Consider the following 25,581-nt stretch of genomic DNA (forward strand, 5'->3'; position numbering starts at 1 on the left):
ATCCCGTGATGCTGATCCGGATCCACCACTCCCTGCGGTTCCGTTACGAGCGGCCGGTTTTCCTGGAGCCGATGACCGTGCGGCTCTCACCCCGGCAGGACGCCACCCAGCAACGGCAGCGCCATTCCATGGTCATCTCCAGCCCACCTGCCGAAGAGGCCTGGATCATCGAGCCGGATGGCCATGACGCGGCCGTGGTCTGGTTCAACAAGGAGCGCGAAAGCCTGGAGATCAAGGTGGAGTCGGAGGTGCGCACCCTGCGCGATAACCCCTTCGACTGGATCTTCACCGTTCCCGGGGCGCAACAGCTGCCGATGGAGTACGAGCCGGCCCTGGCCGCCTCGCTGGCACCAGCACGGCTGGATGGGGCCGTGGAGTCCGTCAGGGGCTGGGCCGACGGCCTGGCCAGTGCCGTGGATCACTCCACCACCGCCTTCCTGGGCCACCTGGTCGATCACATCCACACCACCTTCCACCACATCGGCCGGCTGGATGGGGATCCCCAGCTGCCGGAGCACACGCTCGAAACCCGAACCGGCGCCTGCCGCGACACGGCGATGCTGTTCGTGGCGGCCTGCCGCTGCCAGGGGCTGGCCGCCCGGTTCGTGAGTGGGTACTCGATCCACCATCCGCCCGAGGTCACCGAACAGGAGCTGCACGCCTGGGCTGAGGTGTATCTGCCAGGGGGCGGCTGGCGCGGCTATGACCCGAGCCTCGGTCTCGCCGTGGCCGATGGACACATCAGCCTTGCCGCCGCACCCGACCACCGGCTGGCCGCACCGGTGGTGGGCACCTACCGGGGCACCGGCGTGGGCTCCACGATGGACTACACGATCAATCTGGCAGCAGTGGGCAGCCACGAAAAAGCCCCGCCAGAGCGGGGCTGAATGGGGAAAGAAACCAACGAGAAACTGATCAGAATCGGAGCGGCGGGATTTGAACCCACGACCCCCACTACCCCAAAGTGGTGCGCTACCAAGCTGCGCTACGCCCCGTCAAAAGGGAAGCTATCACAGCTCCTGCGGCAACCAGTCCTCCCAGCGTCGGCTGCGTTTGAGCCGCTTCAGGATCCTGGGGCTGAGACGCTCGCGGCTGAGCCCGGCGTAGCCGACGATCCAGAGACGACGGGCCAGCAAACGCAGGGCGGCCAGGTTGAGCCCCGCCAGGCGCAGTTCTGGCTGACGCCTCCAGGCACTGGCGGTGACGGGCATCGGATCGCCCCGTTGTCCGCCCAGCCAGCTTCGCAGCGCCCCGTCCGCCATCCACTCCGGCACGAGCACGAACAGCACCGCCAGCAGGCCATAGAGCTCGACGAGACCCTTCGGCAGTGGGTGGAGAGGGCGACGCCTGATGTCCGGGGGAAGGGGAGGCTCCAAGGCGGCTCAGAGCAAGGTGCCTTTCGGCTGGGTGATCGGCGGCGGGGCGGGAAGCCCGGGTGCGGGCGCCTCCCTCCACAGAAAGGGGGATTCGACCGGAGCGTTCAGGCGGGCAAACCAGAAAACCAGAGCGAACACCACTCCGAGCGTGACGGCGATCGAGAGCACCACGGTGCGGTCGGAGAGGGGGCCCATACCGTTCAAACCTGATCCGTGCGCAGGCAGATCACCCGCTGGGGCAGCCGCTCGACGATCAGTTCATCGCCCCGCAGGATCAGGCGCAGGGCGTCATTGCCGTAGCGAAGCCCAGGCAGGCTGGAGGTTTCGCGAAAGAGCGTGGTGCTGGATCGGCCCGAGATCAGGGAGGCCTGGGCATCGTTGCGCTCCAGCACGATCCTGTTGTCATCCCGGCAGAGGAAGCTGTCGCGGGTGTTGTAGTGCTCCCACCACGGCGAACCCATCGCCCCGGCCGGCTGGGGGGCCAGCAGGGTGCTGCAGCCCAAGGCCGACGCTGTCAGCAGCGCTGTGAAGGCGGCTGACGGCCTGGGGATCGGAAAGAGCCGGACTGCCATCAGGGAGCGATCAGACAAACGGAGAATTCAGAGGCGGATCGGTTGATTGGAACTGCGCAGGACGCAGTGCTGCACCGACCAGTCGTACTGCTCCCAGACCTCCGGTGCCAGCAGGAAGGAACTGCCGGGGAAGGGGGTGAGCCGCACGCCGCTCGGACGGGCGGAACAGTAGGGGCGGCTGCCGGGGCGGGCCAGATATTGCTGATGATGGGTTTCGGCAAAATAGAACGGGCGATCGGCCACGATCTCGGTGGTGATCGGACCGAAACCAGCCAGCTCCAGCTGCTGCTGGTAGTGGTGCCCACTGGCCTGGGCCAGGCACAGCTGCTCGGCCGTGCTGGCGATGATCGCCGAGCGGTACTGGCTGCCGGTGTCATGGCCCTGGGCCAGGCCCTGGGTGGGGTCGTGGCATTCCCAGAACAGCTTGAGCAGATCGCTGAATCCCACCAGTCCTGTGTTCCAGACCACCCGCACCACCTCCGTGTGGCCCGTGCGCCCGGAGCACACCTCGTCGTAGGTGGGGTTGGGGGTATGGCCCGCCGCATAGCCCACGGCGGTGGTCACCACGCCAGGGAGGCGCCAGAAGCCCTTTTCCGCTCCCCAGAAGCAGCCGCAACCGAAGACGGCCTCCTCCTCTCCCGCCTTCAGGGGAGCCTGCAGGTCGGTGCCGAGCACCTGATGGCGGGGAGCGGTGACGATCGGGACCGATCGGCCGGGCAGGGCCTCAGCGGCCGTCACAATTCGCTGCTTGGGGCTGTTGGCCGTAGACGTGAAGAGACCGAACACCGATCCAGTGCCACTGTCACCAGCCTAGGCAGGGGTTTCCAGCGGCGCTGTCGGCTCCAGGGCGATGTGGTTGAGCAGGGTGGTGGTGAAGGCGAACAGCAGGAACGGCAGGGAGAGCACCAGGATCATTCCCACCCCCACCAGGGCGAAGAGCGGCTTGCTCGATCCCATCAGGGCAAGCCCGGCGGCGAGGCTCACGAAGATCACCACCATCCAGATCAGCACCTGACCGTAGATGTCACCGAAGGTGAGCGTGCAACGCAATTTGTAGGCCTTGGCTGGATCCATGGGGCACCCACAGGAGACCCTCAGCTAAGAGCCACCTGGCTGGATTGGGGCGATGCATCAACAACTCGTTTGATTTCAGCAGCTGATTTCAGCAGCTGCTTTCAGAAGCTGAGTTGAGCAGCCCCGATCAGGCCAGCTGCAGCTGCTCCTCGGCCTGCTGCCGCTCCCAGAGCCGCCGGTAGGTGCCTGGCACGGCCAGCAGGTCCTGATGGCGGCCCTGCTGAACGAGTTTTCCATCATCGAGCACCAGCACCCGGTCGCAGGCAGCGGCCGCCGAGAGCTGGTGGCTGATCATCAGGATCGTGCGGCCCTGCTGGGAACGGATCGAGGCCAGGATCGCCGCGGCGGTGTTGTTGTCCACGCTGGCCAGGGCGTCGTCGAGCACCAGCAGGGGAGCGTCCACCATCAGGGCGCGGCCGAGGGCGGCCCGCTGCCGCTGGCCGCCGCTCAGGGTGATGCCCCGCTCCCCCACCAGGGTCTGATAGCCGTCGGGAAAGCCGCGGATGTCCGCTTCCAGGCGGGCTTCCCGGGCCGCGCTTTCCACCTGCGGCAGGGGGGCGTCGGGAACGCCGTAGCGGAGGTTGTCAGCCAGGGTGGCGGTGAACAGATAACCCTCCTGCGGCACCAGAGCCACCTGGCGCCGCAGCGATTCGAGCGCCAGGGCGGTGACATCGACCCCATCGAGAAACAGGACCTGCTCCGGCACATCCACCATGCGCCCGATGGCCCGGGCCAGGGTGGTTTTACCGGATCCCACCGGCCCCACCACCGCCACCAGTTCACCGGGGAGGAGCTGAAAACTCACATCCGTGAGCGCATCACGCTGGGCCCCGTCGTAGCGGACCGAGAGGCCACGGGCCTCGATCGCGCCGCGCCCCCCCACCGCCACCGGAACGGGCCGCTCCGGTGACACCACCCCTGGCTGCCTGGAGAGCAGCTCCTCGACCCTTTCCAGGCTCACCTGGCCGGTCTGGAAGGTGTTGAGCGTGAAGCCGAGCAGGGCTGTGGGAAACACCAGGCGCTCGACGAACAGGATCAGGGCCACCAGATTGCCGACGCTCAGCTGACCGCTTTCGATCCGCCCGCTGCCGAACGCCAGCAGCAGCAGCAGGCTGATCGAGGAGATGCCCTCCAGCAGCGGGAACAGGGTGCTGCGGGTGCGGGCCAGGGAGAGGGCCGAATCGCGATAGCGGCCGTTGCGCTCGGTGAAGGCCTTCTGTTCGTTGTCTTCCTGGCCATAGATCTTGATGGCGCTGATGCCGGAGAGATCCTCCTGGATCAGATCGCTGAGGCTGGCGAGGGCCTCCTGCTGGCGCCGCTGCTGACGCATCATCCGACCGCCGAACAGGCGCACCACCATCAACATCCCCGGATAGAGCCCAAGCGCCGCCAGGGTCAGCAGGGGGTCGATCGCCAGCATCGCCGGCACCGTGAGGGCGTAGGCCAGAGCCGTGTTGGTGAGGCTGAGCATGGCGAAGCCGAGCAGCCGCCGCACGTTCTCGACATCACTGGTCGAGCGGCTGATCACATCGCCGCTGCCGGTGGCCTGCACCCAGCCGGGCTCCTGGCGAAGCATGTGGTCGAACACCTGCTGACGCAGGCTGGCTTCCACCTGGCGCCCGACCCCGAACACCAGCATCCGTGACACCAGGCGGGCCACCCCCATCAAGGAGGCCAGCAGAACGATCCAGCCGGCCTGGCGCAGCACGGCCGAGACGGCGAAACCATCCTGCAGATCGTCGATCACACCGCGAACCATCAGCGGAATGGTCACGCTGAGCAGGTTCACCACCAGCAGGGCCACGACGCCCTGGGCCAGCACCCGCCGGTGGGGGCGAAGGTACTTCCAGAGCAGGCCGGGTCGGATGGCGGCCATGGAAACGGGCAACGGGATCCAACCTACGGATGGAGGCGGCGGTGCGAGAGTTGATGCTGGAGCGCGACCTGGAACGGCCCGATGAGCGAACGCCCCCAGAGCGAACCCCAGGCTCACCCGCTCCATGCCACCGACCGCGACGTGGTGGATCGATTGCTGGCCCTCGATCAACCCGGCGATGGCGACCTGGTCGATCTGGCCCGGCTGCTGAGGCGCTACGACAGCTTTCCCGGCGCCGACGACCTGCAGCAGGATCTGGCCAAATGCCTGGGGCACTGGGGCTTCAGCCTGGATCAGCTGCACCGGCGAACCCGCACGATCTGGGCGGCCGGTTACCGCCCCGGCATGGCGCCCGGGGCTGAGGCGGTGGGGAGCGGTTTCGACACCGCCGCCCAGGACACCGCCTGAGCCGCTGCAGGCTTTTGGGATGAACTGGTCAGATTCAGCCTTTCCGGGGGATAGTGGGAGCGTCCCCATCACCCGGCCCGGCGTGTCCTGCACCCGGGCTTTTTTCTGGCGTCACGCCAACGGCGACTGATTACGCTCGGGATCCTGAATGCCGATCAATGGCTCCATCCACCTCCTGGCCTGGCCTGCTGGAGTCGCTGCTGGAGGGGGTGTCCCTGGGCGAGACCGAAGCCACAGCCCTGATGCGGGGCTGGATCGACGGACAGATCGAACCTGAACTCACCGGTGCCCTGCTGGCCGCCCTGCGGGCCAAAGGGGTGAGCGGCACCGAACTGGCGGCGATGGCGCGGGTGTTGCGGGCTGCCGTCGTCCTGCCCTGCCCGCGGCCGACCCTTCCCCTGGTGGACACCTGCGGGACCGGTGGCGATGGCGCCGGCAGCTTCAACATCTCCACCGCCGTGGCGTTCGTGGCCGCCGCCTGCGGGGCCAGTGTCGCCAAACATGGCAACCGCAGCGCCAGCGGCAAGGTGGGCTCCGCCGATGTGCTGGAAGCCCTCGGCCTCAACCTCCAGGCTCCTGCCGCCGCCGTGGTCGGCGCCCTGCCGGGCAGCGGCGTCACCTTTCTGTTCGCCCCTGGCTGGCATCCCGCCCTGGTCGGTCTGGCGCCCCTGCGCCGCCGCCTCGGCGTTCGCACCGTGTTCAACCTGCTGGGCCCGCTGGTGAACCCGCTCTGCCCCGAAGCCCAGGTGGTCGGCGTCGCACGTCCCGGCCTGCTCGAACCGATGGCCGAGGCCCTGAACCGGCTGGGCCTGGAGAGGGCCGTTGTCGTCCATGGCCACGGCGGCCTCGATGAGGCCTCCCTCTCCGGCCCCAGCGAACTGCGACTGGTGGAGAAAGGGGAGATTCGTCACCTGCAGCTCGACCCGCTCGCCATGGGGCTGGCGGCAGCTCCCAGCGAAGCCCTGGGCGGCGGTGACCTCGAAACCAACCGGCGCATCCTCGAAGCCGTGCTGCGCGGCGGCGGCAGCAGCGCCCAGCGGGATGTGGTGGCCCTCAACACCGCCCTGGTGCTCTGGGCGGCCGGCCGGGCCGCCACACTGCAGGAGGGACTGGATCAGGCGCAGCGCAGCCTGGCTTCCGAAGCTCCCTGGCAGAGGCTGCTGGCCCTGCGCCAGGCCCTCGCTCCGGTGGCTGATCAGGCTGCTGCGCCATGATCGAAGCCATCGGACGGGTCCCCTTGAGCGTTGCTTCTCCACCCGCCAGCAGCGAGGCCCTGCTGGTGCTGGCCGATGGCACCGTGCTGCGTGGCAAAGGGTTTGGAGCGCGGGGCACGGCGATCGGAGAGGTGGTGTTCAACACGGGGATGACCGGCTATCAGGAGGTGATCACCGATCCCAGTTACGCCGGCCAGCTGATCACCTTCACCTACCCGGAGCTGGGCAACACCGGGATCAACCCAGACGATCAGGAGGCCGATGGGCCCCAGGTGCGGGGCGTGATCGCCCGCCAGCTCGTCGGGCACCCCAGCAGCTGGCGTTCCACCGCCAGCCTGGAGAGCTGGCTGTCCCGGCATCGCGTCGTGGGAATCGAGGGGGTCGACACCCGTGCCCTGGTGCGCCATCTGCGCGAGGGCGGCGCGATCAACGGAGCGATCAGCAACGACGGCAGCGCGGCCGGAGACCTGCTGGAGCAGGTGCGCAGCAGCCCGTCGATGGAGGGCCTGAATCTGGCGGAGCAGGTGAGCACCAGGGCGGCCTATCAGTGGGACCGGCTCTGCCCGGCCGGCTTCGACCAGCGCCTGCAGGAGAGGCCCGAGCGACCCTTCCGGGTGGTTGCGATCGATTTCGGCATCAAGCGAGCCATCCTCGAGCGCCTCGCCGCCCATGGCTGCGTGGTGGATGTGCTGCCGGCCGGCAGCAGGATCGATCAGGTGCTGGCGCTCGATCCTGAAGGTGTGTTTCTCTCCAACGGTCCGGGGGATCCGGCGGCGGTCGAGGCGGGCATCCTGCTGGTCAAGGGGCTGCTTGAGCACGTCGAGCTTCCCCTGTTCGGAATCTGCCTCGGCCACCAGATCCTGGGGCTGGCCCTCGGCGGCAGCACCTACAAACTGGTGTTCGGTCATCGGGGCCTGAACCATCCCTGCGGTGGCAAGGGGCTGGTGGAGATCACCAGCCAGAACCACGGCTTCGCCCTTGAAGCGGCTTCCCTGCCGAGCGACCGGGTGGAGATCACCCACCAGAACCTCAATGACGGCACGGTCGCGGCCCTGCGCCACCGCCACCAGCCGGTCTTCGGTGTCCAGTACCACCCGGAAGCCAGCCCCGGTCCCCACGACGCCGACCATCACTTCAGCCGATTCGTGGCGCTGATGGCCGATCGCCGCCGCCCCTGAAGCCCACCGTTCGATGGGACGCCGTGGGCCGCGGTCGTGGAGCTTGAGATCCCCGCTTCCCTTCACTCTCTACACTTCGAGCGCCGTTTCGCATCGAGGCCTGCGGAGATTTCTGAACTGCAGCGATTGACCGTGTCCCTGCGAGGTGGCTTCGAGAAGCAGGCCCTCTGCCTGCTGTTCAGCTTCACCGGCCAGCTGGATGCCTACTCCGACAAACAATTCAAGGACTACATCCTGCTCCACCAGGGCAACAGCACCCTGCCGGTGCTGCTTGATCTGACCCACATCGATTTCATCGATTCCTCCGGCCTCGGCGTGCTGGTGCAGCTCGCCAAGCTCTGTGGCGATGCGGGCATCCGGTTCCTGATGGTGGGCAATGCCCGTGTGGTTCAGACCGTCAAACTGGTGCGGCTCGAAGAGTTCCTCCATCTCCAGAGCGACCTGAACGCGGCTCTCCGTGCCCTCACCACCAGCTGATCCGGCGTCCTCCGACTGGCTGCGTCAGCGCCCGGCCGTCCAGGGCACCGAGCTGGGCCCGCTGCAGCTGGCCTGGCTCGGTGATGCCGTCTGGGAGCTGCATCAGCGCCTGAGGCGGTGCCGCGAGCCCGGGCGCAGTGACAGCCTGCATCGAGCCGTGGTGGAGGAGGTGCGCGCCGGGGCCCAGGCCGCCGCCCTGCTGCGGCTCGATCCGCTGCTCAGCGAGCTGGAGCGTGACTGGGTGCGCCGGGGAAGGAATCGGGCCGGGCGGGGACCGAGACGTGCCGATCCGGCCACCTATGGCCAGGCCACGGGATTTGAGACAATGGTGGGCTGGCTCTTTCTGCGGAACCCCGGACGGCTCGCTCAGCTGCTGGATCATCTTGAACAGCCCGGACCCGACCCATTGCCTGAGAACGTCCATGCCCCAACGATTTGAGCGCCGCCGGCCGAAGGGGTCAGAAGGGGGCGGCGAGCGGTCCGCCCAGGGTCCACGCGGTGCCAAGCCCTCACGCTTCAGTGGTCCAAGGCCCGACTGGCGCAGCGCCCTCCGGATCGCGAGGGCCGTGAACGCCGCGAAGGGCGGGAAGGGCGGGAAGGTCGCGAAGGGCGCGGCGAGTCCAGGCCAGGCGAACGCCGCGAGCGTTTCACGAGGCCGAGCGGCGAGGGTCGCCCCACCCGGGTGATCCCGGCCAGGCCCGGCGCCCGCCGCAGCGACCCGGACGGCAGACCCGCCGGCGCCAGGCCCGTCTACGGCAAACCGAGCTTCAGCCGGCCAGCCGCCGGTGGCAAGCCCTCCTTCGGGGGCCGGCCATCCTTTGGTGGCAGGCCTTCCTTTGGCAAGCCATCTTTTGGCAAACCCTCCTTCGGCAAGCCCGCCTTCGGGAGGAAGCCGCCGTTCGGCAAGCCGAGCTTCGAGCGATCCCGCTTGGAAGACAGGCGTGCCACCAGCTCCGCCGGCCCCGCCGCTGAACGGGAAGACAACCTCGAACCCAGCGGCGAGTCGGAGAGGTTCGGCGCCGAGCCGGCCGAAGACATGATCTGGGGCCGTCATTCAGCCCAGGCCAGCCTGGAGAGTGACCGGCCCATCCATCGGATCTGGTGCACGCCTGAGCTTCGCTTCGCCCCGCGCTTCCTGCAGCTGCTGCGCGAAGCCAAGGCGGGGGGTGTGCTGGTGGAAGAGGTGAGCTGGGCACGGCTCGGCCAGCTCACCGGTGGCGCCGTCCACCAGGGGATCGTGCTCCAGGTGGCCGCCGCTGACACCCTGGACCTGGACAGCCTGATCGAAGGGTGCCGCGACATCGGCGAACCGCCCTTGCTGATGGCCGTCGACGGGCTCACCGACCCCCACAATCTCGGCGCGATTCTGCGCAGCGCCGAGGCGCTCGGCGCCCATGGGCTGATCTTGCCCCAGCGGCGCAATGCCGGACTGACCGGATCGGTGGCCAAGGTGGCCGCCGGAGCACTGGAGCATCTCCCGGTCGCCAAGGTGGTGAATCTGAATCGATCCCTTGAGCAGCTCAAGGATGAGGGCTACCGCGTCGTCGGCCTGGCCGAGGAAGGCACGGTCAGCCTGATCGAAGCCGACCTCGACGGCCCCCTGGTTGTGGTCACGGGCTCGGAATCCCAGGGGCTCTCGATGCTGACCCGCAAGCACTGCGACCAGCTGATCCGCATCCCGCTGCGCGGCGCCACGCCGAGCCTGAACGCTTCGGTGGCCACCGCCCTGCTGCTCTACGAAGTGGCCCGCCGCGGCTGGATGAAGCCGATCACCGGCACGGCACCAGCTCCCCGGATCGTGCGGCCCCAGTTGCCCCACCAGGCCGCTTCCGTGCCGGAATCGGCTGCGATCGACCTTGAGCTCGATCCTGATCCCAGCCTCAACTCTGATCCCCTACTCGATCCTGAGACAGAGACAGAGACAGTTGCAGAGGCAGAGACAGTTGCAGAGGCAGAAACAGCGCCCGACCCGGCGGCGGCGGATCCTGCCGTGGCCGAGGCGGTGGCCCCAGAACCTGAAGAGCTGCCCGCCAGCTTTGCGGGGGACATCGAACTGTGAGCGACGACAAGCGCGGCCCGGTCAGGCAGGTCAAGGGCACAATGGGCCCAGACGATCGTCTTCCATGAACGCGCTCCTTCAACCCCTGCGCAGCCTGGCCAATGGTCTTGGCCTGGCCTGGTGGGCGAAGGTCCAGACCGAATCCCCGGACGTCATCTACTGGTTCGGTCCCTTCCTCAGGCGTCGGGAGCTGGAGAACAAGCTGCCGGCCTTTCTGGCCGATCTGCAGGCCGAGGCACCCGCCTCGCTCAGCCATGAGGTGGTCCGTCTCAACCGGGGCGAACCGCTCACCGAACTGCTCGGGCCTGGCTGATAGCGTCGGCCGATCGCCGCAACAGATGCAATGGGGATCGCCGAATGGCGTGAGCGGCTGCAGAGCGGAGAGCTCTCCGCCCGGGAGCTCACCGATCAGCATCTGGCCCGGATCGCAGCGGTGGAGCCCACCGTTCATGCCTTCCTGGAGGTCACCACCGAGCGGGCCCGCGCCGATGCCGACCGCATCGATGCGGCCCGCGCCGCCGGCGAGGCACTGCCACCGCTGGCCGGCATCCCCCTGGCCATCAAGGACAACCTCTGCACCAAGGGCATCACCACCACCTGCTCCAGCCGCATGCTGGAGCACTTCGTGCCGCCCTACGAATCCACCGTCACCGAGCGGCTGTGGCAGGCCGGCGCCGTGCTGCTGGGCAAGACAAACCTCGACGAGTTCGCCATGGGCAGCTCGACGGAAACCTCCGCCTTCGGGCCGAGCCGCAACCCCTGGGATCCCGAGCGGGTGCCGGGCGGCAGCTCCGGCGGCAGTGCGGCGGCGGTGGCCGCCGGTGAAGCGGTGGCCGCGCTCGGCTCCGACACCGGCGGCTCGATCCGCCAGCCCGCCGCCTTCTGCGGCGTGGTGGGGCTCAAACCCACCTACGGCCGGGTGAGCCGCTGGGGGCTGGTGGCCTTCGCCAGCTCGCTGGATCAGGTGGGTCCGTTCAGCAGCAGCGTGGCCGATGCCGCCGAGCTGCTGCAGGTGATCGCCGGCGCCGACCCCCGCGACAGCACCTGCCTGCAGGCCCCCGTGCCGGATTACCGGGCCGCGCTGCGGCAACCCATCACCGGTCTGCGCGTGGGTCTTGTGCGCGAATGCTTCGAGCAGGAGGGGCTGGATCCCCAGGTGAAGGCGTCGGTGCTGGCGGCCGCCGCCCAGCTGGAGGCGCTCGGCTGCGAGCTGGTGGAGGTGAGCTGCCCCCGCTTCAACGACGGCATCGCCACCTATTACGTGATCGCTCCGTCGGAGGCGTCGGCCAACCTGGCCCGCTACGACGGCGTGAAATACGGCTTCCGCTCCGGGCAAGCCGGCAGCCTGGCAGAGATGACCGCCCGCAGCCGCGCCGAGGGCTTCGGTGATGAGGTGCAGCGCCGCATCCTGATCGGCACCTACGCCCTCTCGGCTGGCTATGTGGATGCCTTCTACAAAAAGGCCCAGCAGGTGCGCACCTTGATTCGCCGCGACTTCGACGCCGCCTTCGGCCAGGTGGATGTGTTGCTCACCCCCACCTCGCCCACCACCGCCTTCCGCTTCGGCGCCCACGCCGACGACCCCCTGGCGATGTACCTGGCCGATCTGCTCACGATTCCAGCCAACATGGCGGGCCTGCCGGCGATCAATGTGCCCTGCGGCTTCGACGACGGCGGCCTGCCGATCGGCCTGCAGCTGATCACCGGTGTGCTGGAGGAGCCGCGCCTGCTGCAGGTGGCCCACCACTACGAACAGGCGGCGCGGGTGATGGACAACCGGCCGGTGGCGGCGCTGGTGGCCTGAGCTTGTGGGCTGAGCAGCCTTCCGCCAGTTCGAAGGTGGTCTCCTTGGTGTGCCACTAGGTGTGCCACTTGATGTGCGCCTTTTTGGGGGCCGATGCCAGCCCTGCCGAGCCAGAGATCCACAGCCCCCTGAAGCTCTCTGAGGAGCTGGTCTGACTAAGTTAGTGTGGGAGGAAACGGGCTGTTTGCCCATGCGACAAGCCAACCTCTACGCAGCAAAAGCCCAGCTCTCCGAGTTGGTTCAGGCCGCCCTCGACGGTGAGGAGGTCTGGATCGCCCGGGCGGGCAAACCACTGGTGCGGCTGGTGCCGGGCAGCCCCGCCCACCGGTTGGGCGGGCGGGGATCGCTGGATCTGGAGGCAGGTTGCATCGATGCCGCCTTCGCCCCGGAGGTTGAGGGCGCGGTGGCGGCCTTGCTCGGTGGCGAATCCGAGGGATGGCTCTGATGGCCGCTGGAGGCGGCTACCTGCTCGACACCTGCGTGCTGCTTTGGTGGCTGAGCGGGGACCAACGCCTCTCCAGGGAATGGGAGGAACGGTTGTGTGGGGCCCGCTGTCTGGTCAGCGCCGCCTCGATCTGGGAGGCAGCCATCAAACATCAGCTGGGCAAGCTGCCGGTGTCCCCTCAGGCCCTGGTCAAAGCAGCCCAGCAGGCGGGTTTCGCGTTGCTGGCGATCACCCCCGACCATGCCGCCGCCACGGCGCTCCTGCCTCCCCACCACAAAGACCCGTTCGATCGCCTGCTGATCGCCCAGGCCCGCTCAGAAGGGGTGCTCCTGCTCAGCGACGACCGTGCCCTGAAGGACTACGGACCTGGCGTGATGCTCCTGTGAGATCACGATCAACGTACGCAGGGAAACTCTGCTGGATCGGCAATAGGACCAGCTGCCAATCGCCTTGATCGGCATCATCACCTGAGCGCAGCGGCTGCACACCCCAGATCTGGTGTCTGCAGCCCCGCACGGCCCGGCAGAGAGCCTGGATCTAGTGGTTTTCCCCTAGGCTGGCGGCAGCGACCCACTGCCCTTGGCCTTCGTTCCGCTCCACAACCACAGCGACTACAGCCTGCTGGACGGGGCCAGCCAGTTGCCGCAGATGGTGGAGCGGGCCGTGGAGCTGGGCATGCCGGCCCTCGCCCTCACTGATCACGGGGTGATGTATGGCGCAATCGAGCTGCTGAAGCTGTGCACCAAGGCAGGCATCAAGCCGATCATCGGCAATGAGATGTATGTGATCAACGGCTCGATCGAGGATCCGCAGCCGAAGAAAGAACGCCGCTACCACCTGGTGGTGCTCGCCAAGAATGCCACCGGCTACCGCAACCTGGTGAAGCTCACCAGCATCAGCCACCTGCGCGGCATGCGCGGCCGGGGCATCTTCTCCCGCGCCTGCGTCGACAAGCAGCTGCTGACGCAGTACAGCGAAGGCCTGATCGTGGCCACCGCCTGCCTGGGCGGTGAGATTCCCCAGGCGATTCTGCGCGGCCGCCCGGATGTGGCCCGTGATGTGGCCCGTTGGTATCAGGAGCTGTTCGGCGCCGATTTCTACCTGGAGATCCAGGATCACGGCTCGCCGGAAGACCGGATCGTGAACGTGGAGATCGTGCGCATCGCCGCCGAACTCGGCATCGAACTGATCGCCACCAACGACGCCCACTACCTCACCAGCGGTGATGTGGAAGCGCACGACGCCCTGCTCTGCGTGCTCACCGGCAAGCTCGTCACCGACGTCAAGCGCCTGCGTTACACCGGCACCGAATACATCAAGAGCGAGGCGGAGATGGGCCGCCTGTTCGCCGATCACCTCGAGCCAGCGGTGGTGGCCCGTGCCATCGCCAACACCGCCGCGGTGGCCGAAAAAGTGGAGGCCTACGACATCCTCGGACGCCAGCAGATGCCGCGCTTCCCGATCCCGACCGGGCACACGGCGGTGAGCTATCTGCGCGAGGTGAGTGAGCAGGGCCTGCGGCAGCGGCTGGGGCTCTCGGCCGCTGATCCGTTCGAGCCCGTGTATGGCGAGCGGCTGGCCTTCGAGCTGCAGGTGATGGAGCAGATGGGCTTCCCCACCTACTTCCTGGTGGTGTGGGATTACATCCGCTACGCCCGTGAGCAGGGCATTCCGGTGGGTCCGGGCCGGGGCTCGGCGGCGGGCTCGCTGGTGGCCTATGCGCTTGGCATCACGGCGCTCGATCCGGTGGAGCACGGGCTGCTGTTCGAGCGCTTCCTCAACCCCGAACGCAGGTCGATGCCGGACATCGACACCGACTTCTGCATTGAGCGGCGCAGCGAGGTGATCGATTACGTCACCCAGCGCTATGGCGACGACAAGGTGGCCCAGATCATCACCTTCAACCGCATGACCTCCAAGGCGGTGCTGAAGGATGTGGCCCGCGTGCTCGACATCCCCTACGGCGATGCCGACCGCCTCGCCAAGCTGATTCCGGTGGTGCGCGGCAAACCCGCCAAGCTCGCCGAGATGATCGGGCCGGAGTCACCGGCGGTGGAGTTCCGCGAAAAGTATGAAAACGATGCCAATGTGCGCCGCTGGGTGGACATGGCCCGCCGCATCGAGGGCACCAACAAAACCTTCGGTGTGCACGCCGCCGGGGTGGTGATCGCCGCCGAACCGCTCGATGAGCTGGTGCCGCTACAACGCAACAACGACGGGCAGGTGATCACCCAGTACTTCATGGAAGACGTGGAGGCGATGGGGCTGCTGAAGATGGACTTCCTCGGCCTCAGAAATCTCACCATGATCGATAAAACGGTTGATCTGGTCGAGCAGGGCAGCGGTGAACGCATCGACCCCGATGCCCTGCCGGCCAATGATCCCGGCACCTATGAGCTCCTGGCCCGCGGGGATCTCGAAGGCATCTTTCAGCTGGAATCCAGCGGCATGCGCCAGATCGTGCGCGACCTCAAACCCTCCTCACTGGAAGACATCTCCTCGATCCTGGCGCTCTACCGCCCCGGCCCCCTTGATGCCGGACTGATCCCTAAATTCATCAACCGCAAGCACGGCCGCGAAGCGATCGATTTCGCTTGCCCGGCCCTGGAGCCGATCCTCAAGGAAACCTACGGGATCATGGTGTATCAGGAGCAGATCATGCGGATCGCCCAGGATCTGGCCGGCTATTCGCTCGGAGAAGCGGATCTGCTGCGCCGCGCCATGGGCAAGAAGAAGGTGTCGGAGATGCAGAAACACCGCAGCCAGTTCGTGGAAGGTGCCACGGCGCGGGGCGTGAACGCCACGGTGGCCGAAGCCCTGTTCGAGCAGATGGTGCTGTTCGCCGAATACTGCTTCAACAAGAGCCACTCCACCGCCTACGGCGCCGTCACCTATCAGACCGCCTACCTCAAGGCCCATTACCCGGTGGCTTACATGGCCGCCCTGCTCACGGTGAATGCCGGAGCCACCGACAAGGTGCAGCGTTACATCGGCAACTGCCAATCGATGGGCATCGAGGTGATGCCACCCGATGTGAATGCCTCCGGCATCGACTTCACCCCCACCGGCGATCGCATCCTGTTCGGTCTCTCGGCGGTGCGCAACCTCGGTGATGGCGCCATCCGCCAGCTGCTGGAGGCTCGCCTCACCGGTGGGCCCTTCACCTCCCTCGCCGATCTCTGCGACCGGCTGCCGGCCGGCCTGATCAACCGGCGGGCGCTGGAATCGCTGATCCACTGCGGCGCCCTGGATGCCCTCGAGCCCAACGCCAACCGCGCCCAGCTGATGGCCGATCTCGATCTGGTGCTGGATTGGGCGGGCAGCCGCGCCCGCGACCGGGCCAGCGGCCAGGGCAATCTGTTCGATCTGCTCGGCTCCGCTGCCGCCCCTGAACCGGCCACAGCCCCCCGGGCCGCTGCGGTCGCCGACTATCCCCCCAACGAGAAGTTGAAGCTGGAGAAGGAACTGGTGGGCTTCTACCTCTCCGATCACCCGCTCAAGCAGCTGAGCCGGCCGATGCGGCTGCTCACCCCGATCTCCCTGGCCAGCCTGGAGGAGCAGCCCGACAAGGCCCGCGTCAGCGTGGTGGCGATGGTGGCGGACATCAGGGCCCTCACCACCCGCAAGGGCGATCGGATGGCGGTGCTGCAACTGGAAGATCTCAGCGGCAGCGCTGAAGCGGTGGTGTTTCCGAAAACCTTCGCCCGCCTCGCCGACCATCTGATGCTGGATGCCAGGTTACTGGTCTGGGCTTCGGTGGACAGGCGGGACGAGCGGGTGCAGCTGATCCTCGATGACTGCCGCGCCATCGATGCGCTGCAGTTCCTGATGGTGGAACTGCAGGCCGAAGACGCCGCCGACATCGGCGTGCAGCATCAGTTGCGCGAATGCCTGGTGCGCCACCGGCCCGACCAGGAGGAAGCGGGGGTACGGGTGCCGGTGGTGGCGATGGTGCGCCAGGCCAGTGAGTCGCGCTATGTGCGGCTGGGCTATCAGTTCTGCGTGCGCGATGGCGCTGCCGCCCTGGACACACTCACCGCCGCATCGTTCACAGCCCGGCTGCGCTCACCGCTGCAGCTGGTCTGAGGGGTGATATCACGGAATCATGGCAAGCACTCAACGCTGTGATCAGAGCCTGTACCTGCGGATTGCCTCCTGCTTGCAGTTCACCTGAGCCGCATTCAGGGAGCGACCAAGGTCGAGATGCCTGAGAAAGCATTGACAGGTGAACTGGGTCAACCCTGCCGGCACAGCCAGGCCGGAACGCTCCACTTCCGTATTGACGGCAAGCTGACAGAAACGCATCACGATGTTGCTCTGATCGAGGGTTCTGGCCTGGGTGGCCATCGGAGAAGCCGAGATCAAACCACAACCGGCTATCCCAGCAACAGACCTGATCGCATGCAGCAAGGCAATACCTGATAACGAAAAACGACGCGAGCGCTGAAGATCAACCGCAGGCTTATCAGCGCTCAGCAGCCGCCCCGCAGGGCGAGGGGAAGCTGCACAAGCCTGGATGCACTGTGGCCGGGATTGTCTGGCCAAAAGGGCTTGCCTCGCCAGAGGCCAGCTGTTCAGGCGGGGATCATTTGATCTTGTCGGCTGCCTTTGCTGCCGAATCCGCCAATGAGTCAGCCGCAGACTTCACACCTTGCTTGAGATCGGACCCAGCCTGCATCGCTGCAGCCTGCACCTGCTTGGCCTGTCCTTTGATCGTTTCGCCGGGATCACCCATGAGTTCTCCGTGGGCGGCCTGGAGCCGGCCTTCCACTTGCTTGGCGGAGGCGGAGAGATCTTTGGACTTGATGTTGGCAGCAAACGGTGCGTTGGCTGGGTGGCTGGTCATGGCAATGGCCGGGGCCTGAAAAACCAACGAGCCGATCAGGACGATCACCGCAAGAATCAAGCCCATCGGGTTTCCCTTGGTCGTAGTCATGGCTGGGTGGCTCTGCAAGAACACCCCACCACTAGCCAGCCATGCCGAAGCCCGCCACACAAAGTCGACAGAAACCCGCTTGCAGTCGCAGCAAGCCCGGCCATCGGACATCCGTCCGTCTTCCGTCAGTCGGCCCCAACGGCCTGGGCTGGGCCTCAGGCCTTGCCCCCCTGCCGCATCGCCTTGAGCGAAGCACCCACCCGCCGCAGGTTCAGCCCGATCTGCTCAGCACCGAACCAACTGCCGGCCGCTTCCTCCCAGCTGGCCGACAGCACCCCGTAGCTCAGCCCGAGCAGGCCAAGCAGAAAACAGCCACCGGAAGCGGCCAGAGTGGCCACGGTGGGGATGGCGAGGATGTCACGGCTCACCAGCAGGTAGCTGGCCACGAAAACGGCCATACCGAGGAACGAGGGCACCCCGGTGGCGATCGCGATGCGGCGGGCCATGCGGTTGGCCACCGCCGATGGGATCACCTGGGAGCCTGAGGTCCTGGCGGCTTTGGACGTTGCCGGTTTGGCCTTGGGCTGCGGCTTGCCCCCACCGGCAGCCCTGGCGGCCGCAGCTCGGTCGGGCTTGAACGGCAGGGGCTTGCGCTTCGCTGCCATGGCGAGAGATCAGCCCCGGATGCCGAGCTTGGCGATCAGCTGGCTGTAGCGCTCTTCGCTCTGGGCGCGGAGGTAGCCGAGCAGCCGCTTGCGACGGCCGATCATCTTGAGCAGCCCCTGGCGGGAGGAGAAGTCGTGCTTGTTCTGCTGGAGATGGCCGGTGAGCTGGACGACCCGCTCGCTCAACATCGCCACCTGGACCTCAACGGAGCCGGTGTCGGTGCCGTGGGTCTGATGGCCGTTGATCAGCTCCTGTTTTTTGGTGGTATTGAGCGGCATGCCGACGTTGAGCCCTGACGGTGCAAACCGACAACCTACCGTCCCGGCGGCCCTCAGGCGACCTGCTGGGACAGCCAGCGCAAACTCTCCCGCAACCAGTCATCGGCTCCCAGCTCCGGTGCCAGTCCCTGGCGGCCCACCGCCCGCAGGGCCCGGTTGATCTCAAGGGGCTCGTAACCAAGCGCCGTCAGGGTGATCTGAACATCGTCGCGGGTGGTTGACGCCGGCTGGCTGGCGGCATCGACGGCCAGCTCACCGGGATCCGTCTCATCGAAATCCACCGCCTCTGCCAGCTTGCTGCGCAGTTCCACGGACAGCCGCTCGGCGGTGCGCCTGCCCACCCCGGGCGCCTTGGCCAGCAGCCGCAGATCGGCCTGCACGATCGCCCTGACCAACTCCTCGGTCGGCATCGCCCCGAGCAGCGCCAGGGCCATCTGGGGGCCGACGCCGCTGACCGCCACCAGCAGACGGAACAGGTCACGTTCATGGCGGGCCCCGAAGCCGAACAGGGTCCAGCTGTCCTCGCGGATGGCCTGGTGGATGTAGAGCACCAGGCTGCTGCCGGCCGGCGGCAGGCCATCCCAGTGGCGCCGGGTGAGCTGCACTTCGTAGCCCACCCCCTGGCAGGCGAGCAGCAGACCGCAGCGATTGCCCTGCTGCCACTGCTCCGCCACGGTGCCCTGCAGCCAGCCGATCATGGGGACACGTTGAAGATCTCCCATGCTGCCCGCTCTGCCCGTTGACGCCAGTCGTCGGTTGCGGCCGCTGCCGGCGCTGCTGGTGCTGCTGCTGGCCCTGCTGCTGAGCCTGACGGGCTGCCAGGGCGTCGGCCAGCCGCCCCGGCAGGTGTTGCTGGATGCCCTGGAGTTGCAGATCGCCCTGACCCAGCAATCGATCGCCCAGGCACTCGACCTGCCGCCGCCGGGACCGCCCCAGGTGAGCCGGGTGCGGGTGGCGCGGCAGGAGGCCATCACGATCGGGGAAGCCAGGGGGCTGCACCTCACCGGCCAGTTCGACTGGCGGCTGGCGGAGGACCCCTACCGGGTCGACAGCGGCTTCGAGTTGTTTCTCCAACGGGGTGAAAAGGGCCAGAGCTGGCGCCTGGCCCGGCCCAGGGACCAGAACGGCAGCCCCGGCTGGGTGAGCGATCCTCTGCCGCTCAAGGGATAGGCGCCCGGCTCACCAGTGTTTTCACGGTGATGCCGCTTCAGCGGCCGCTGGCGCCAGCTCCATGTCGACTTGCTGACGGAATCGCAGCCGCTCGGTCAGGAGTCAGCCTTCTGGCTAAGACGACAGAAAAGTTCTTCCTCCGCCTGGTCGTCCGATCGTTCCGAGCACCCCACGATGATCCGAGGCCGCTGGCTGCTGGTGCTGGGCGGCCTGCTCGTGGCCGGGGGAGGCGCTGGCTTCGCCGTCTGGCAGGCCTCCAGGCCGACGCAGCTTCCTGACAGCTTCGCGCGTGGCAACGGAAGGATCGAGGCGGTGGAAATCGACGTGGCCACCAAAGCGGCAGGCCGGATTGATCAGGTGCTCAAGGACGAGGGGGACTTCGTCGTGCGCGGCCAGGTCCTGGCCAGGATGGATACCGACGTGCTGACGGCACAGCTGAGGGGAGCGCAGGCGGATCTGCGCAAGGCCACCAGGGCCGTCGAAACGGCCGAGAGCACCGTGTTGCAGCGGCGCAGTGAACGCACCGCCGCCGAAGCCGTCGTTGTGCAGCGCAGCGCCGAGCGCGAAGACACCCGCCGCCACCGGCGCCGCCAGGAGCAGCTATTCGTCAGCGGTGCCGTCTCGGCCCAGGACCTCGACGATGCACGCGCCAGCTTCTACGGTGCCGATGCGGTGGTCGCCGCAGCCCAGGCGACCGTGGCGGCCAGCCGCGCCGCGATCAGCACGGCAGGTTCCCTGGTGATCGAAGCGGAGTCGTCGGTGACGGCCGCCCAGGCCCGGATCGAAGCGATCCGGGCCGACATCACCGACAGCCAGCTGAAGGCTCCCCGCGATGGGCGGGTCCAGTACCGCGTCGCCCAGCCCGGTGAAGTCCTGAGCGCGGGGGGGAAGGTGCTGAACATGGTCGACCTCTCCGACGTTTCGATGACCTTCTTTCTGCCAACGGACCAGGCCGGGCGGGTGCGGCTCGGCTCCGAGGTCCATCTGGTGCTGGATGCCGCTCCGCAGCTGGTGATCCCGGCGCAGGTCAGCTTCGTTGCCGACGTGGCCCAGTTCACCCCCAAGACAGTGGAAACGGCGATCGAACGCCAGAAGCTGATGTTCCGGATCAAGGCCCGGATCGATTCCGCCCTGCTCAAACGCCACATCCGCAGCGTCAAGACCGGGCTGCCCGGCATGGCCTATGTGCGGCTTGATCCCAGAGTCCCCTGGCCCGCGAATTTGACGGTGAAGGTGCCGGGTTGACGCCACCGGTCATCCAGTTGTGCGAGGTGCGGTTGCAGTTCGGCGCGACCTGCGCCCTCGCCGGCGTCAGCCTCGACGTGGCCAGCGGCATGCTCAGCGGCCTGGTCGGCCCGGATGGGGTGGGGAAGTCGAGCCTGCTGGCGCTGGCGGCCGGAACCCGGCGGGTGCAGCAGGGCCAGGTGCTCGTCCTCGGCGGTGACATGGCCAACCCACGCCACCGCCGCCAGGTGTGCCCCCGCATCGCCTACATGCCCCAGGGCCTCGGCAACAACCTCTCCCCGACGCTCACCGTCAACGAGAACGTGGATTTCTTCGCGCGCCTGTTCGGCCTCGGACGCACGGAGCGTCGCAGCCGCCGCGCCGCCCTGCTGGAGCGCACCGGGCTGGGCCGCTTCGGCAGCCGCCCTGCCGGCCAGCTCTCCGGCGGAATGAAGCAGAAGCTCGGCCTCTGCTGCGCCCTGATCCACAACCCCGACCTGCTGATCCTCGATGAACCCACCACCGGGGTCGATCCGCTCTCGCGCCGTCAGTTCTGGGACCTGATCGCCGGCATCCGACGCGAACACACAGCGATGAGCGTGCTGGTGGCCACCGCCTCGATGGAGGAGGCGGCCAGCTTCGACTGGCTGGTGGCGATGGACAACGGCCGCGTGCTCAGCAGCGGCAGCCCAGTGGAGTTGCTGCAGCGCACCGGCACCACCACGCCGGAGGCCGCCTTCATCGCCCTGCTGCCGGAGGCGAGGCGCCAGGGACACCACCCGGTCACCATTCCGGCCCGCCCACCGGGCGATGGCCAGGTGGCGATCGAGGCCATTGAGCTCAGCAAACGCTTCGGCACATTCCTTGCCGTGGACCGCGTCAACGTGCGGATCGAGCGTGGCGAGATCTTCGGCTTCCTCGGCTCCAACGGCTGCGGGAAGTCGACCACGATGAAAGTGCTGGCAGGGCTGCTGCCGGCCAGCTCCGGCCAGGTGCGCCTCTTCCAGCGGCCGCTCAACGCCGACGACCTCCGCACCCGGCGCCGGGTGGGATACATGTCGCAGGCGTTCTCGCTGTACAGCGAGCTGACGGTTCATCAGAACCTGGTGCTGCACGCTCGGTTGTTCCAGGTACAGGCGGCGGAGATCACCGCCCGTTGCGCCGACCTGATGCAGCAGTTCGGCCTGGGGGATTTCGCTGACGCCTTGCCGGGGACCCTGCCGCTGGGGGTGCGCCAGCGGCTGTCGCTGGCGGTGGCCCTGGTGCACCGGCCCGAGCTGCTGATCCTCGATGAGCCCACCTCGGGGGTCGATCCGATCGCCCGGGACATCTTCTGGCAGAAACTGATCGATCTCTCGCGCAGCGATCACGTCACGATCTTCCTCTCGACCCACTTCATCAACGAGGCACAGCGCTGCGATCGCCTCTCGCTGATGCATGCCGGCCGGGTCCTGGTCAGTGACACCCCCGCCGGCCTGATGGTGCGGCGGGGCGCCGCCACGCTCGAGCAGGCCTTCATCGGCTACCTGGAGGAGGCGAGCGGAGCCACAGACGCCAACCCCTCTGCCGCCGCGATCACCGCTGCCGCGCCCCCTCCGGCCGGCCTGGAGCGTTCGCCATGGGAGGGGAAGGGCTTCAGCCTGCAACGGCTGGGCAGCTACACCAGGCGCGAAGCCCTGGAACTGAGCCGCGACCCGATCAGGATCACCACGGCGGTGCTCGGCAGCCTCTTCCTGATGGTGGTGATGGCCTTCGGCATCAACATGGATGTGGAGGATCTGCCCTACGCCGTGCTCGACCGCGACGACAGCACGGCGAGTCGGGAGTACGCGCTGAACCTGGCCGGATCGCGCTACTTCATCGAACATCCACCCCTGGATGGCTACGACGCCCTTGATCGACGCATGCGCTCCGGGGAGCTGAGCGTGGCGATCGAGCTGCCACCGGGCTTCGGGCGTGATCTGAAGCGCGGCGACCCGGCGGCGATCGGCGCCTGGATCGACGGTTCGATGCCGCTGCGGGCTGAAACGGTGCGCTCCTATCTGCAGGGCGTCCATGGCCAGTGGCAGACCGACCGGGCCCGGCGTCAGCTGGGCCAGTCCAGCGCACCGGCCGCCGCCAGCATCGAGACACGATTTCGATACAACCCCGACATCCTCAGCCTGGTGGCGATGGTGCCGGCCACGATCCCGATCCTGCTGCTGCTGATCCCGGCGATCCTGGCGGCGCTCTCGGTGGTGCGGGAAAAGGAGCTGGGCACGATCGTCAATTTCTACGCCACCCCCGTGACCCGGCTGGAGTTCCTGCTCGGCAAGCAACTGCCCTACGTGGCCCTGGCCATGGTGAACTACACCCTGCTCACCCTCTTGGCGGTCACGCTGTTCGCCGTGCCGCTGACCGGCAGCGTGGCGGCGCAGGCCAGCGGTGCCCTGATCTATGTGACCTGCGCCACCGGTCTTGGGCTGCTGATCTCGACCCTGGTGCGCACCCAGATCGCCGCCCTGTTCACCACCGCGGTGCTGACGATCCTGCCGGCCACCTCCTTCTGCGGACTGCTCGATCCGGTCTCCTCCCTCCAGGGGGCCGGTGCACTGATCGGGGCGATCTACCCCACCGCCCATGCACTCACCATCTCCACCGGCACGTTCTCCAAGGAACTGGGCTTCGGCGATCTGCTCCGACCTTTCACCGCCCTGCTGATGACGGTGCCGGTGCTGCTGGGGTTGTCCGTTCTTTTCCTGAACAAACAGGAGACCTGAGCCATGCGCGGCGCCAACATCTATCACCTGGGCCTCAAGGAGCTGTGGAGCCTGGCCCGAGACCCGATCATGCTGATGATGATCGTCTTCGTCTTCACGATGTCGGTCTATGCGGGGGCCACGGTGTTGCCGGAAACGCTCCATCTGGCGCCGATCGCGATCGTCGACGAGGACCGCTCGCCTCTCTCTGAACGCATCATCGCCGCCTTTGAAGCTCCCTACTTTCTGCCGCCGCAGCTGATCGAGCAGCCGCTGATGGACGAGCGCATGGATGCGGGCCTGGACACCTTCGCCCTGGTGATCCCCTCCGGCTTCCAGCGCGATGTGCTGGCCAGGCGCTCACCGGCGATTCAACTCAATGTGGATGCCACCCGGGTCAGCCAGGCGCTCACGGGCAGCGGCTATGTCCAATCGATCGTCAGCACCGAGGTGCAGACCTTCGTTCAGCACAGCCAGGCAACACCGCCAGCGGCGGTGGACCTGGTGATGCGCATGCGCTTCAACCCCGAACTCACCAAGACCTGGTTCGGTGCCGTGAACAAGTTGATCGACAACATCACCCTGCTCGCCATCGTGCTCACCGGAGCGGCCCTGATCCGGGAGCGCGAACGGGGCACGATCGAGCACCTGCTGGTGATGCCGGTCACCCCCTTCGAGATCATGGCCAGCAAGGTCTGGTCGATGGGCCTGGTGGTGCTCAGCGCCGGGTTGCTCTCCCTGCGGATCGTGGTGAGCGGCTGGCTGGCGGTGCCATTGGCCGGCTCCCTGCCGCTGTTCGCCGCCGGAGCGGCTCTCTACCTTTTCGCTGCCACCTCACTGGGAATCTTCCTCGGCACCTTCGCCCGTTCGATGGCCCAGTTCGGCCTGTTGCTGATGATGGTGTTGCTGCCGCTGCAGATGCTTTCAGGCGGTGTCACCCCTCGCGAAAGCATGCCGGAACTGGTTCGCACCCTGATGCTGGCAGCACCAAGCACCCATTTCGTGATGCTGGCCCAGGGCATTCTTTTCCGTGGAGCCACGTTCATGGTGGTCTGGCCTCAGTTTCTGGCCTTGCTGCTGATCGGATCGGTGTTCTTTGCTGTGGCCCACGCCCGCTTCCGCAGCGCGATCACGGCGATGGCCTGACGGCCTGACGCTTCAGCGGCCCAGGCTCAGCAGGGTGGAGCCGAGCACCAGGCCGGCGGCGGTGAGGATGTCGGGATCGAGGGATTCGCCGAACCAGAGCAGCCCCCAGAGGGCCGCGAGCGGCACCTGCACGTAGCTGAGCGCCGTGGCGCGGGCCGCCGGCATGGCCATCAGGCCGCGGGTCAGGGCCAGCTGGCCCAGCTGGGTGAACACCCCCACCCCCAGCAGCCAGCCCCATTCCGCCGGCCTGGGTGCCACCGGATTCAGCAGCACCAGCGGCAGGCTGAGCGGCAGGGCCATCAGCGGGAAATAGAACACCACCACCAGCGGGTGTTCGCTGCGGCGCAAGGCGCGCACGCTCACGTAGGCCAGGGCCGACAGCAGCGCACCGGCCAGGGCGAACAGCAGCGGCCCGGTGGGCAGAGCCACGCCGGCCGCTGTGCCCACTGGCTGGAAGACGGCCAGGGCGGCGGGATCGGTGAGCAGCAGCACGCCCAGCCAGCCCAGGGCCACCGCCAGCCACACCCGGGCGCCGGGCCGTTCGCCCAGCAGCGGCCAGGCCAGCAGGGCGGTGAAGGTGGGATGCAGGTATTGCAGCACCGTGGCCACCGCCAGCGGCAGGCCGGCGATCGCCAGAAACACGCAGTAGAGGCCGGCGGTGCCGAGCACGCCGCGACTCACCAGCAACCACCGGCGCTGTCCCCAGGGCGAGAGGCCCGCCCGGCGCAGCAGCCACCAGCTGATCAGCAGGCTCACCACCGAACGGGCCAGCACCACCTGAGCCACTGGCAGCCGGCCGCCCAGCGCCTTGACGCACACCCCCATCAGGCTGAAGGCCAGGGCGCTGAGCAGCATGTCCATGCCGGATCCCAGCCGAGCCGGCTCAAGGCCAGAGTCGTTGACCCTAGGCAAGGCAACGCCGGCAACGGTGGCCATGGCATCTCCCCACCTCTGGTGGCGTCAGGCAGAATGGCTGCCATCAAGCCCCTACAGGTAGCGC

Annotated in this window: 28 protein-coding genes and 1 tRNA gene; 16 read left to right on the top strand and 13 right to left on the bottom strand. The window is 67.4% G+C overall.

Annotated elements, in window-relative coordinates; genetic code table 11:
- Positions 1-8 precede the first annotated feature (8 nt).
- Positions 9-887: a transglutaminase family protein gene (locus ACXMDY_RS06770; protein WP_259702339.1), complete on the top strand. Its 879-nt coding sequence runs from the start codon at positions 9-11 to the stop codon at positions 885-887.
- Between the two features lie 34 nt (positions 888-921).
- On the opposite strand, the gene ACXMDY_RS06775 is transcribed toward ACXMDY_RS06770, so the two are convergent.
- From ACXMDY_RS06775 to ACXMDY_RS06805, 7 genes are all read right to left on the bottom strand, one after another.
- A tRNA-Pro gene (locus ACXMDY_RS06775) sits at positions 922-995 on the bottom strand.
- A 15-nt stretch (positions 996-1,010) separates the two neighbouring features.
- Positions 1,011-1,376, bottom strand: a complete 366-nt coding sequence (locus ACXMDY_RS06780; RefSeq protein ID WP_259702338.1) for a hypothetical protein — start codon at positions 1,374-1,376, stop codon at positions 1,011-1,013.
- 6 nt (positions 1,377-1,382) lie between these two features.
- The gene (locus tag ACXMDY_RS06785; protein WP_259702337.1) at positions 1,383-1,571 is read right to left on the bottom strand and encodes a hypothetical protein; all 189 of its coding nucleotides are present in this window, start codon (positions 1,569-1,571) and stop codon (positions 1,383-1,385) included.
- Between the two features lie 5 nt (positions 1,572-1,576).
- Positions 1,577-1,948: a hypothetical protein gene (locus ACXMDY_RS06790; RefSeq protein ID WP_457767518.1), complete on the bottom strand. Its 372-nt coding sequence runs from the start codon at positions 1,946-1,948 to the stop codon at positions 1,577-1,579.
- Between the two features lie 27 nt (positions 1,949-1,975).
- Entirely contained in the window at positions 1,976-2,734 is a 759-nt protein-coding gene (gene msrA / locus ACXMDY_RS06795) for a peptide-methionine (S)-S-oxide reductase MsrA (protein ID WP_457767519.1), read from the bottom strand.
- A gap of 24 nt (positions 2,735-2,758) precedes the next feature.
- Positions 2,759-3,022, bottom strand: coding sequence for a hypothetical protein (locus ACXMDY_RS06800; protein ID WP_259702334.1), 264 nt, complete (start codon positions 3,020-3,022; stop codon positions 2,759-2,761).
- Between the two features lie 127 nt (positions 3,023-3,149).
- Positions 3,150-4,898, bottom strand: coding sequence for an ABC transporter ATP-binding protein (locus tag ACXMDY_RS06805; protein WP_259702333.1), 1,749 nt, complete (start codon positions 4,896-4,898; stop codon positions 3,150-3,152).
- An 81-nt stretch (positions 4,899-4,979) separates the two neighbouring features.
- Between ACXMDY_RS06805 and ACXMDY_RS06810 the strand changes: the two genes are divergently transcribed.
- From ACXMDY_RS06810 to ACXMDY_RS06860, 11 genes are all read left to right on the top strand, one after another.
- Entirely contained in the window at positions 4,980-5,306 is a 327-nt protein-coding gene (locus ACXMDY_RS06810; RefSeq protein WP_259702332.1) for a DUF3288 family protein, read from the top strand.
- Positions 5,307-5,464: 158 nt separating this feature from the next.
- Entirely contained in the window at positions 5,465-6,520 is a 1,056-nt protein-coding gene (gene trpD / locus ACXMDY_RS06815; RefSeq protein ID WP_259702331.1) for an anthranilate phosphoribosyltransferase, read from the top strand.
- Positions 6,517-7,698, top strand: coding sequence for a glutamine-hydrolyzing carbamoyl-phosphate synthase small subunit (carA, locus tag ACXMDY_RS06820; protein WP_259702330.1), 1,182 nt, complete (start codon positions 6,517-6,519; stop codon positions 7,696-7,698). The genes trpD and carA overlap by 4 nt, the downstream gene beginning before the upstream one ends.
- 126 nt (positions 7,699-7,824) lie before the next feature.
- Positions 7,825-8,175: an STAS domain-containing protein gene (locus tag ACXMDY_RS06825; RefSeq protein ID WP_259702329.1), complete on the top strand. Its 351-nt coding sequence runs from the start codon at positions 7,825-7,827 to the stop codon at positions 8,173-8,175.
- Entirely contained in the window at positions 8,156-8,614 is a 459-nt protein-coding gene (locus ACXMDY_RS06830) for a ribonuclease III domain-containing protein (RefSeq protein WP_259702328.1), read from the top strand. The genes ACXMDY_RS06825 and ACXMDY_RS06830 overlap by 20 nt, the downstream gene beginning before the upstream one ends.
- Positions 8,615-8,857: 243 nt before the next feature.
- A complete protein-coding gene (gene rlmB / locus ACXMDY_RS06835) occupies positions 8,858-10,234 on the top strand; it encodes a 23S rRNA (guanosine(2251)-2'-O)-methyltransferase RlmB (RefSeq protein WP_457767520.1) in 1,377 nt (458 codons plus the stop codon).
- Positions 10,235-10,298: 64 nt separating this feature from the next.
- Positions 10,299-10,547: a DUF1816 domain-containing protein gene (locus tag ACXMDY_RS06840; protein ID WP_259702326.1), complete on the top strand. Its 249-nt coding sequence runs from the start codon at positions 10,299-10,301 to the stop codon at positions 10,545-10,547.
- 30 nt (positions 10,548-10,577) lie between these two features.
- Complete coding sequence (gene gatA, locus ACXMDY_RS06845) at positions 10,578-12,038, top strand: Asp-tRNA(Asn)/Glu-tRNA(Gln) amidotransferase subunit GatA (RefSeq protein WP_259702325.1); 1,461 nt, start codon at positions 10,578-10,580, stop codon at positions 12,036-12,038.
- Positions 12,039-12,228: 190 nt separating this feature from the next.
- Entirely contained in the window at positions 12,229-12,483 is a 255-nt protein-coding gene (locus tag ACXMDY_RS06850) for a type II toxin-antitoxin system Phd/YefM family antitoxin (RefSeq protein WP_259702324.1), read from the top strand.
- Entirely contained in the window at positions 12,483-12,869 is a 387-nt protein-coding gene (locus tag ACXMDY_RS06855) for a type II toxin-antitoxin system VapC family toxin (RefSeq protein ID WP_259702323.1), read from the top strand. Before ACXMDY_RS06850 ends, ACXMDY_RS06855 begins: the two co-directional genes overlap by 1 nt.
- A 193-nt stretch (positions 12,870-13,062) precedes the next feature.
- Positions 13,063-16,569: a DNA polymerase III subunit alpha gene (locus tag ACXMDY_RS06860; RefSeq protein ID WP_259702322.1), complete on the top strand. Its 3,507-nt coding sequence runs from the start codon at positions 13,063-13,065 to the stop codon at positions 16,567-16,569.
- A 42-nt stretch (positions 16,570-16,611) separates the two neighbouring features.
- Here the strand turns inward: ACXMDY_RS06860 and ACXMDY_RS06865 are convergent, their stop codons facing one another.
- From ACXMDY_RS06865 to ruvA, 5 genes are all read right to left on the bottom strand, one after another.
- Entirely contained in the window at positions 16,612-16,830 is a 219-nt protein-coding gene (locus ACXMDY_RS06865) for a hypothetical protein (protein WP_259702321.1), read from the bottom strand.
- Between the two features lie 238 nt (positions 16,831-17,068).
- The gene (locus tag ACXMDY_RS06870; RefSeq protein ID WP_259702320.1) at positions 17,069-17,419 is read right to left on the bottom strand and encodes a CsbD family protein; all 351 of its coding nucleotides are present in this window, start codon (positions 17,417-17,419) and stop codon (positions 17,069-17,071) included.
- A gap of 155 nt (positions 17,420-17,574) precedes the next feature.
- The gene (locus ACXMDY_RS06875; protein ID WP_259702319.1) at positions 17,575-18,024 is read right to left on the bottom strand and encodes a PAM68 family protein; all 450 of its coding nucleotides are present in this window, start codon (positions 18,022-18,024) and stop codon (positions 17,575-17,577) included.
- A 9-nt stretch (positions 18,025-18,033) separates the two neighbouring features.
- On the bottom strand, positions 18,034-18,303 hold the full coding sequence (gene rpsO / locus ACXMDY_RS06880; protein ID WP_259702318.1) for a 30S ribosomal protein S15: 270 nt from the start codon (positions 18,301-18,303) through the stop codon (positions 18,034-18,036).
- A 53-nt stretch (positions 18,304-18,356) separates the two neighbouring features.
- Positions 18,357-19,001, bottom strand: a complete 645-nt coding sequence (gene ruvA, locus ACXMDY_RS06885) for a Holliday junction branch migration protein RuvA (RefSeq protein ID WP_259702317.1) — start codon at positions 18,999-19,001, stop codon at positions 18,357-18,359.
- Between the two features lie 22 nt (positions 19,002-19,023).
- On the opposite strand from ruvA, the gene ACXMDY_RS06890 reads away from it, so the two are divergent.
- From ACXMDY_RS06890 to ACXMDY_RS06905, 4 genes are all read left to right on the top strand, one after another.
- A complete protein-coding gene (locus tag ACXMDY_RS06890; protein WP_259702316.1) occupies positions 19,024-19,473 on the top strand; it encodes a hypothetical protein in 450 nt (149 codons plus the stop codon).
- A 174-nt stretch (positions 19,474-19,647) separates the two neighbouring features.
- Positions 19,648-20,718 (top strand): HlyD family secretion protein, encoded by a 1,071-nt coding sequence (locus tag ACXMDY_RS06895; RefSeq protein WP_259702315.1) that lies wholly within the window; start codon positions 19,648-19,650, stop codon positions 20,716-20,718.
- The gene (gene rbbA / locus ACXMDY_RS06900) at positions 20,715-23,456 is read left to right on the top strand and encodes a ribosome-associated ATPase/putative transporter RbbA (protein ID WP_259702314.1); all 2,742 of its coding nucleotides are present in this window, start codon (positions 20,715-20,717) and stop codon (positions 23,454-23,456) included. The genes ACXMDY_RS06895 and rbbA overlap by 4 nt, the downstream gene beginning before the upstream one ends.
- A 3-nt stretch (positions 23,457-23,459) precedes the next feature.
- Complete coding sequence (locus tag ACXMDY_RS06905) at positions 23,460-24,581, top strand: ABC transporter permease (RefSeq protein WP_259702313.1); 1,122 nt, start codon at positions 23,460-23,462, stop codon at positions 24,579-24,581.
- Positions 24,582-24,593: 12 nt separating this feature from the next.
- On the opposite strand, the gene ACXMDY_RS06910 is transcribed toward ACXMDY_RS06905, so the two are convergent.
- A complete protein-coding gene (locus ACXMDY_RS06910) occupies positions 24,594-25,517 on the bottom strand; it encodes a DMT family transporter (RefSeq protein ID WP_259702312.1) in 924 nt (307 codons plus the stop codon).
- Positions 25,518-25,581: the final 64 nt, after the last annotated feature.

The organism is Cyanobium sp. ULC082, assembly GCF_977927535.1.

Coding starts and splice junctions, on each gene's coding strand:
- ACXMDY_RS06910 (WP_259702312.1), bottom strand. CDS start 25,517: ATGGCCACCGTTGCCGGCGTTGCCTTGCCTAGGGTCAACGACTCTGGC.
- ACXMDY_RS06770 (WP_259702339.1), top strand. CDS start 9: ATGCTGATCCGGATCCACCACTCCCTGCGGTTCCGTTACGAGCGGCCG.
- ACXMDY_RS06850 (WP_259702324.1), top strand. CDS start 12,229: ATGCGACAAGCCAACCTCTACGCAGCAAAAGCCCAGCTCTCCGAGTTG.
- gatA (WP_259702325.1), top strand. CDS start 10,578: ATGGGGATCGCCGAATGGCGTGAGCGGCTGCAGAGCGGAGAGCTCTCC.
- ACXMDY_RS06840 (WP_259702326.1), top strand. CDS start 10,299: ATGAACGCGCTCCTTCAACCCCTGCGCAGCCTGGCCAATGGTCTTGGC.
- ACXMDY_RS06890 (WP_259702316.1), top strand. CDS start 19,024: ATGCTGCCCGCTCTGCCCGTTGACGCCAGTCGTCGGTTGCGGCCGCTG.
- ACXMDY_RS06790 (WP_457767518.1), bottom strand. CDS start 1,948: ATGGCAGTCCGGCTCTTTCCGATCCCCAGGCCGTCAGCCGCCTTCACA.
- rpsO (WP_259702318.1), bottom strand. CDS start 18,303: ATGCCGCTCAATACCACCAAAAAACAGGAGCTGATCAACGGCCATCAG.
- ACXMDY_RS06785 (WP_259702337.1), bottom strand. CDS start 1,571: ATGGGCCCCCTCTCCGACCGCACCGTGGTGCTCTCGATCGCCGTCACG.
- trpD (WP_259702331.1), top strand. CDS start 5,465: ATGGCTCCATCCACCTCCTGGCCTGGCCTGCTGGAGTCGCTGCTGGAG.
- ACXMDY_RS06895 (WP_259702315.1), top strand. CDS start 19,648: ATGATCCGAGGCCGCTGGCTGCTGGTGCTGGGCGGCCTGCTCGTGGCC.
- ruvA (WP_259702317.1), bottom strand. CDS start 19,001: ATGATCGGCTGGCTGCAGGGCACCGTGGCGGAGCAGTGGCAGCAGGGC.
- ACXMDY_RS06805 (WP_259702333.1), bottom strand. CDS start 4,898: ATGGCCGCCATCCGACCCGGCCTGCTCTGGAAGTACCTTCGCCCCCAC.
- ACXMDY_RS06905 (WP_259702313.1), top strand. CDS start 23,460: ATGCGCGGCGCCAACATCTATCACCTGGGCCTCAAGGAGCTGTGGAGC.
- ACXMDY_RS06875 (WP_259702319.1), bottom strand. CDS start 18,024: ATGGCAGCGAAGCGCAAGCCCCTGCCGTTCAAGCCCGACCGAGCTGCG.
- ACXMDY_RS06865 (WP_259702321.1), bottom strand. CDS start 16,830: ATGGCCACCCAGGCCAGAACCCTCGATCAGAGCAACATCGTGATGCGT.
- carA (WP_259702330.1), top strand. CDS start 6,517: ATGATCGAAGCCATCGGACGGGTCCCCTTGAGCGTTGCTTCTCCACCC.
- ACXMDY_RS06870 (WP_259702320.1), bottom strand. CDS start 17,419: ATGACTACGACCAAGGGAAACCCGATGGGCTTGATTCTTGCGGTGATC.
- ACXMDY_RS06810 (WP_259702332.1), top strand. CDS start 4,980: ATGAGCGAACGCCCCCAGAGCGAACCCCAGGCTCACCCGCTCCATGCC.
- ACXMDY_RS06855 (WP_259702323.1), top strand. CDS start 12,483: ATGGCCGCTGGAGGCGGCTACCTGCTCGACACCTGCGTGCTGCTTTGG.
- ACXMDY_RS06800 (WP_259702334.1), bottom strand. CDS start 3,022: ATGGATCCAGCCAAGGCCTACAAATTGCGTTGCACGCTCACCTTCGGT.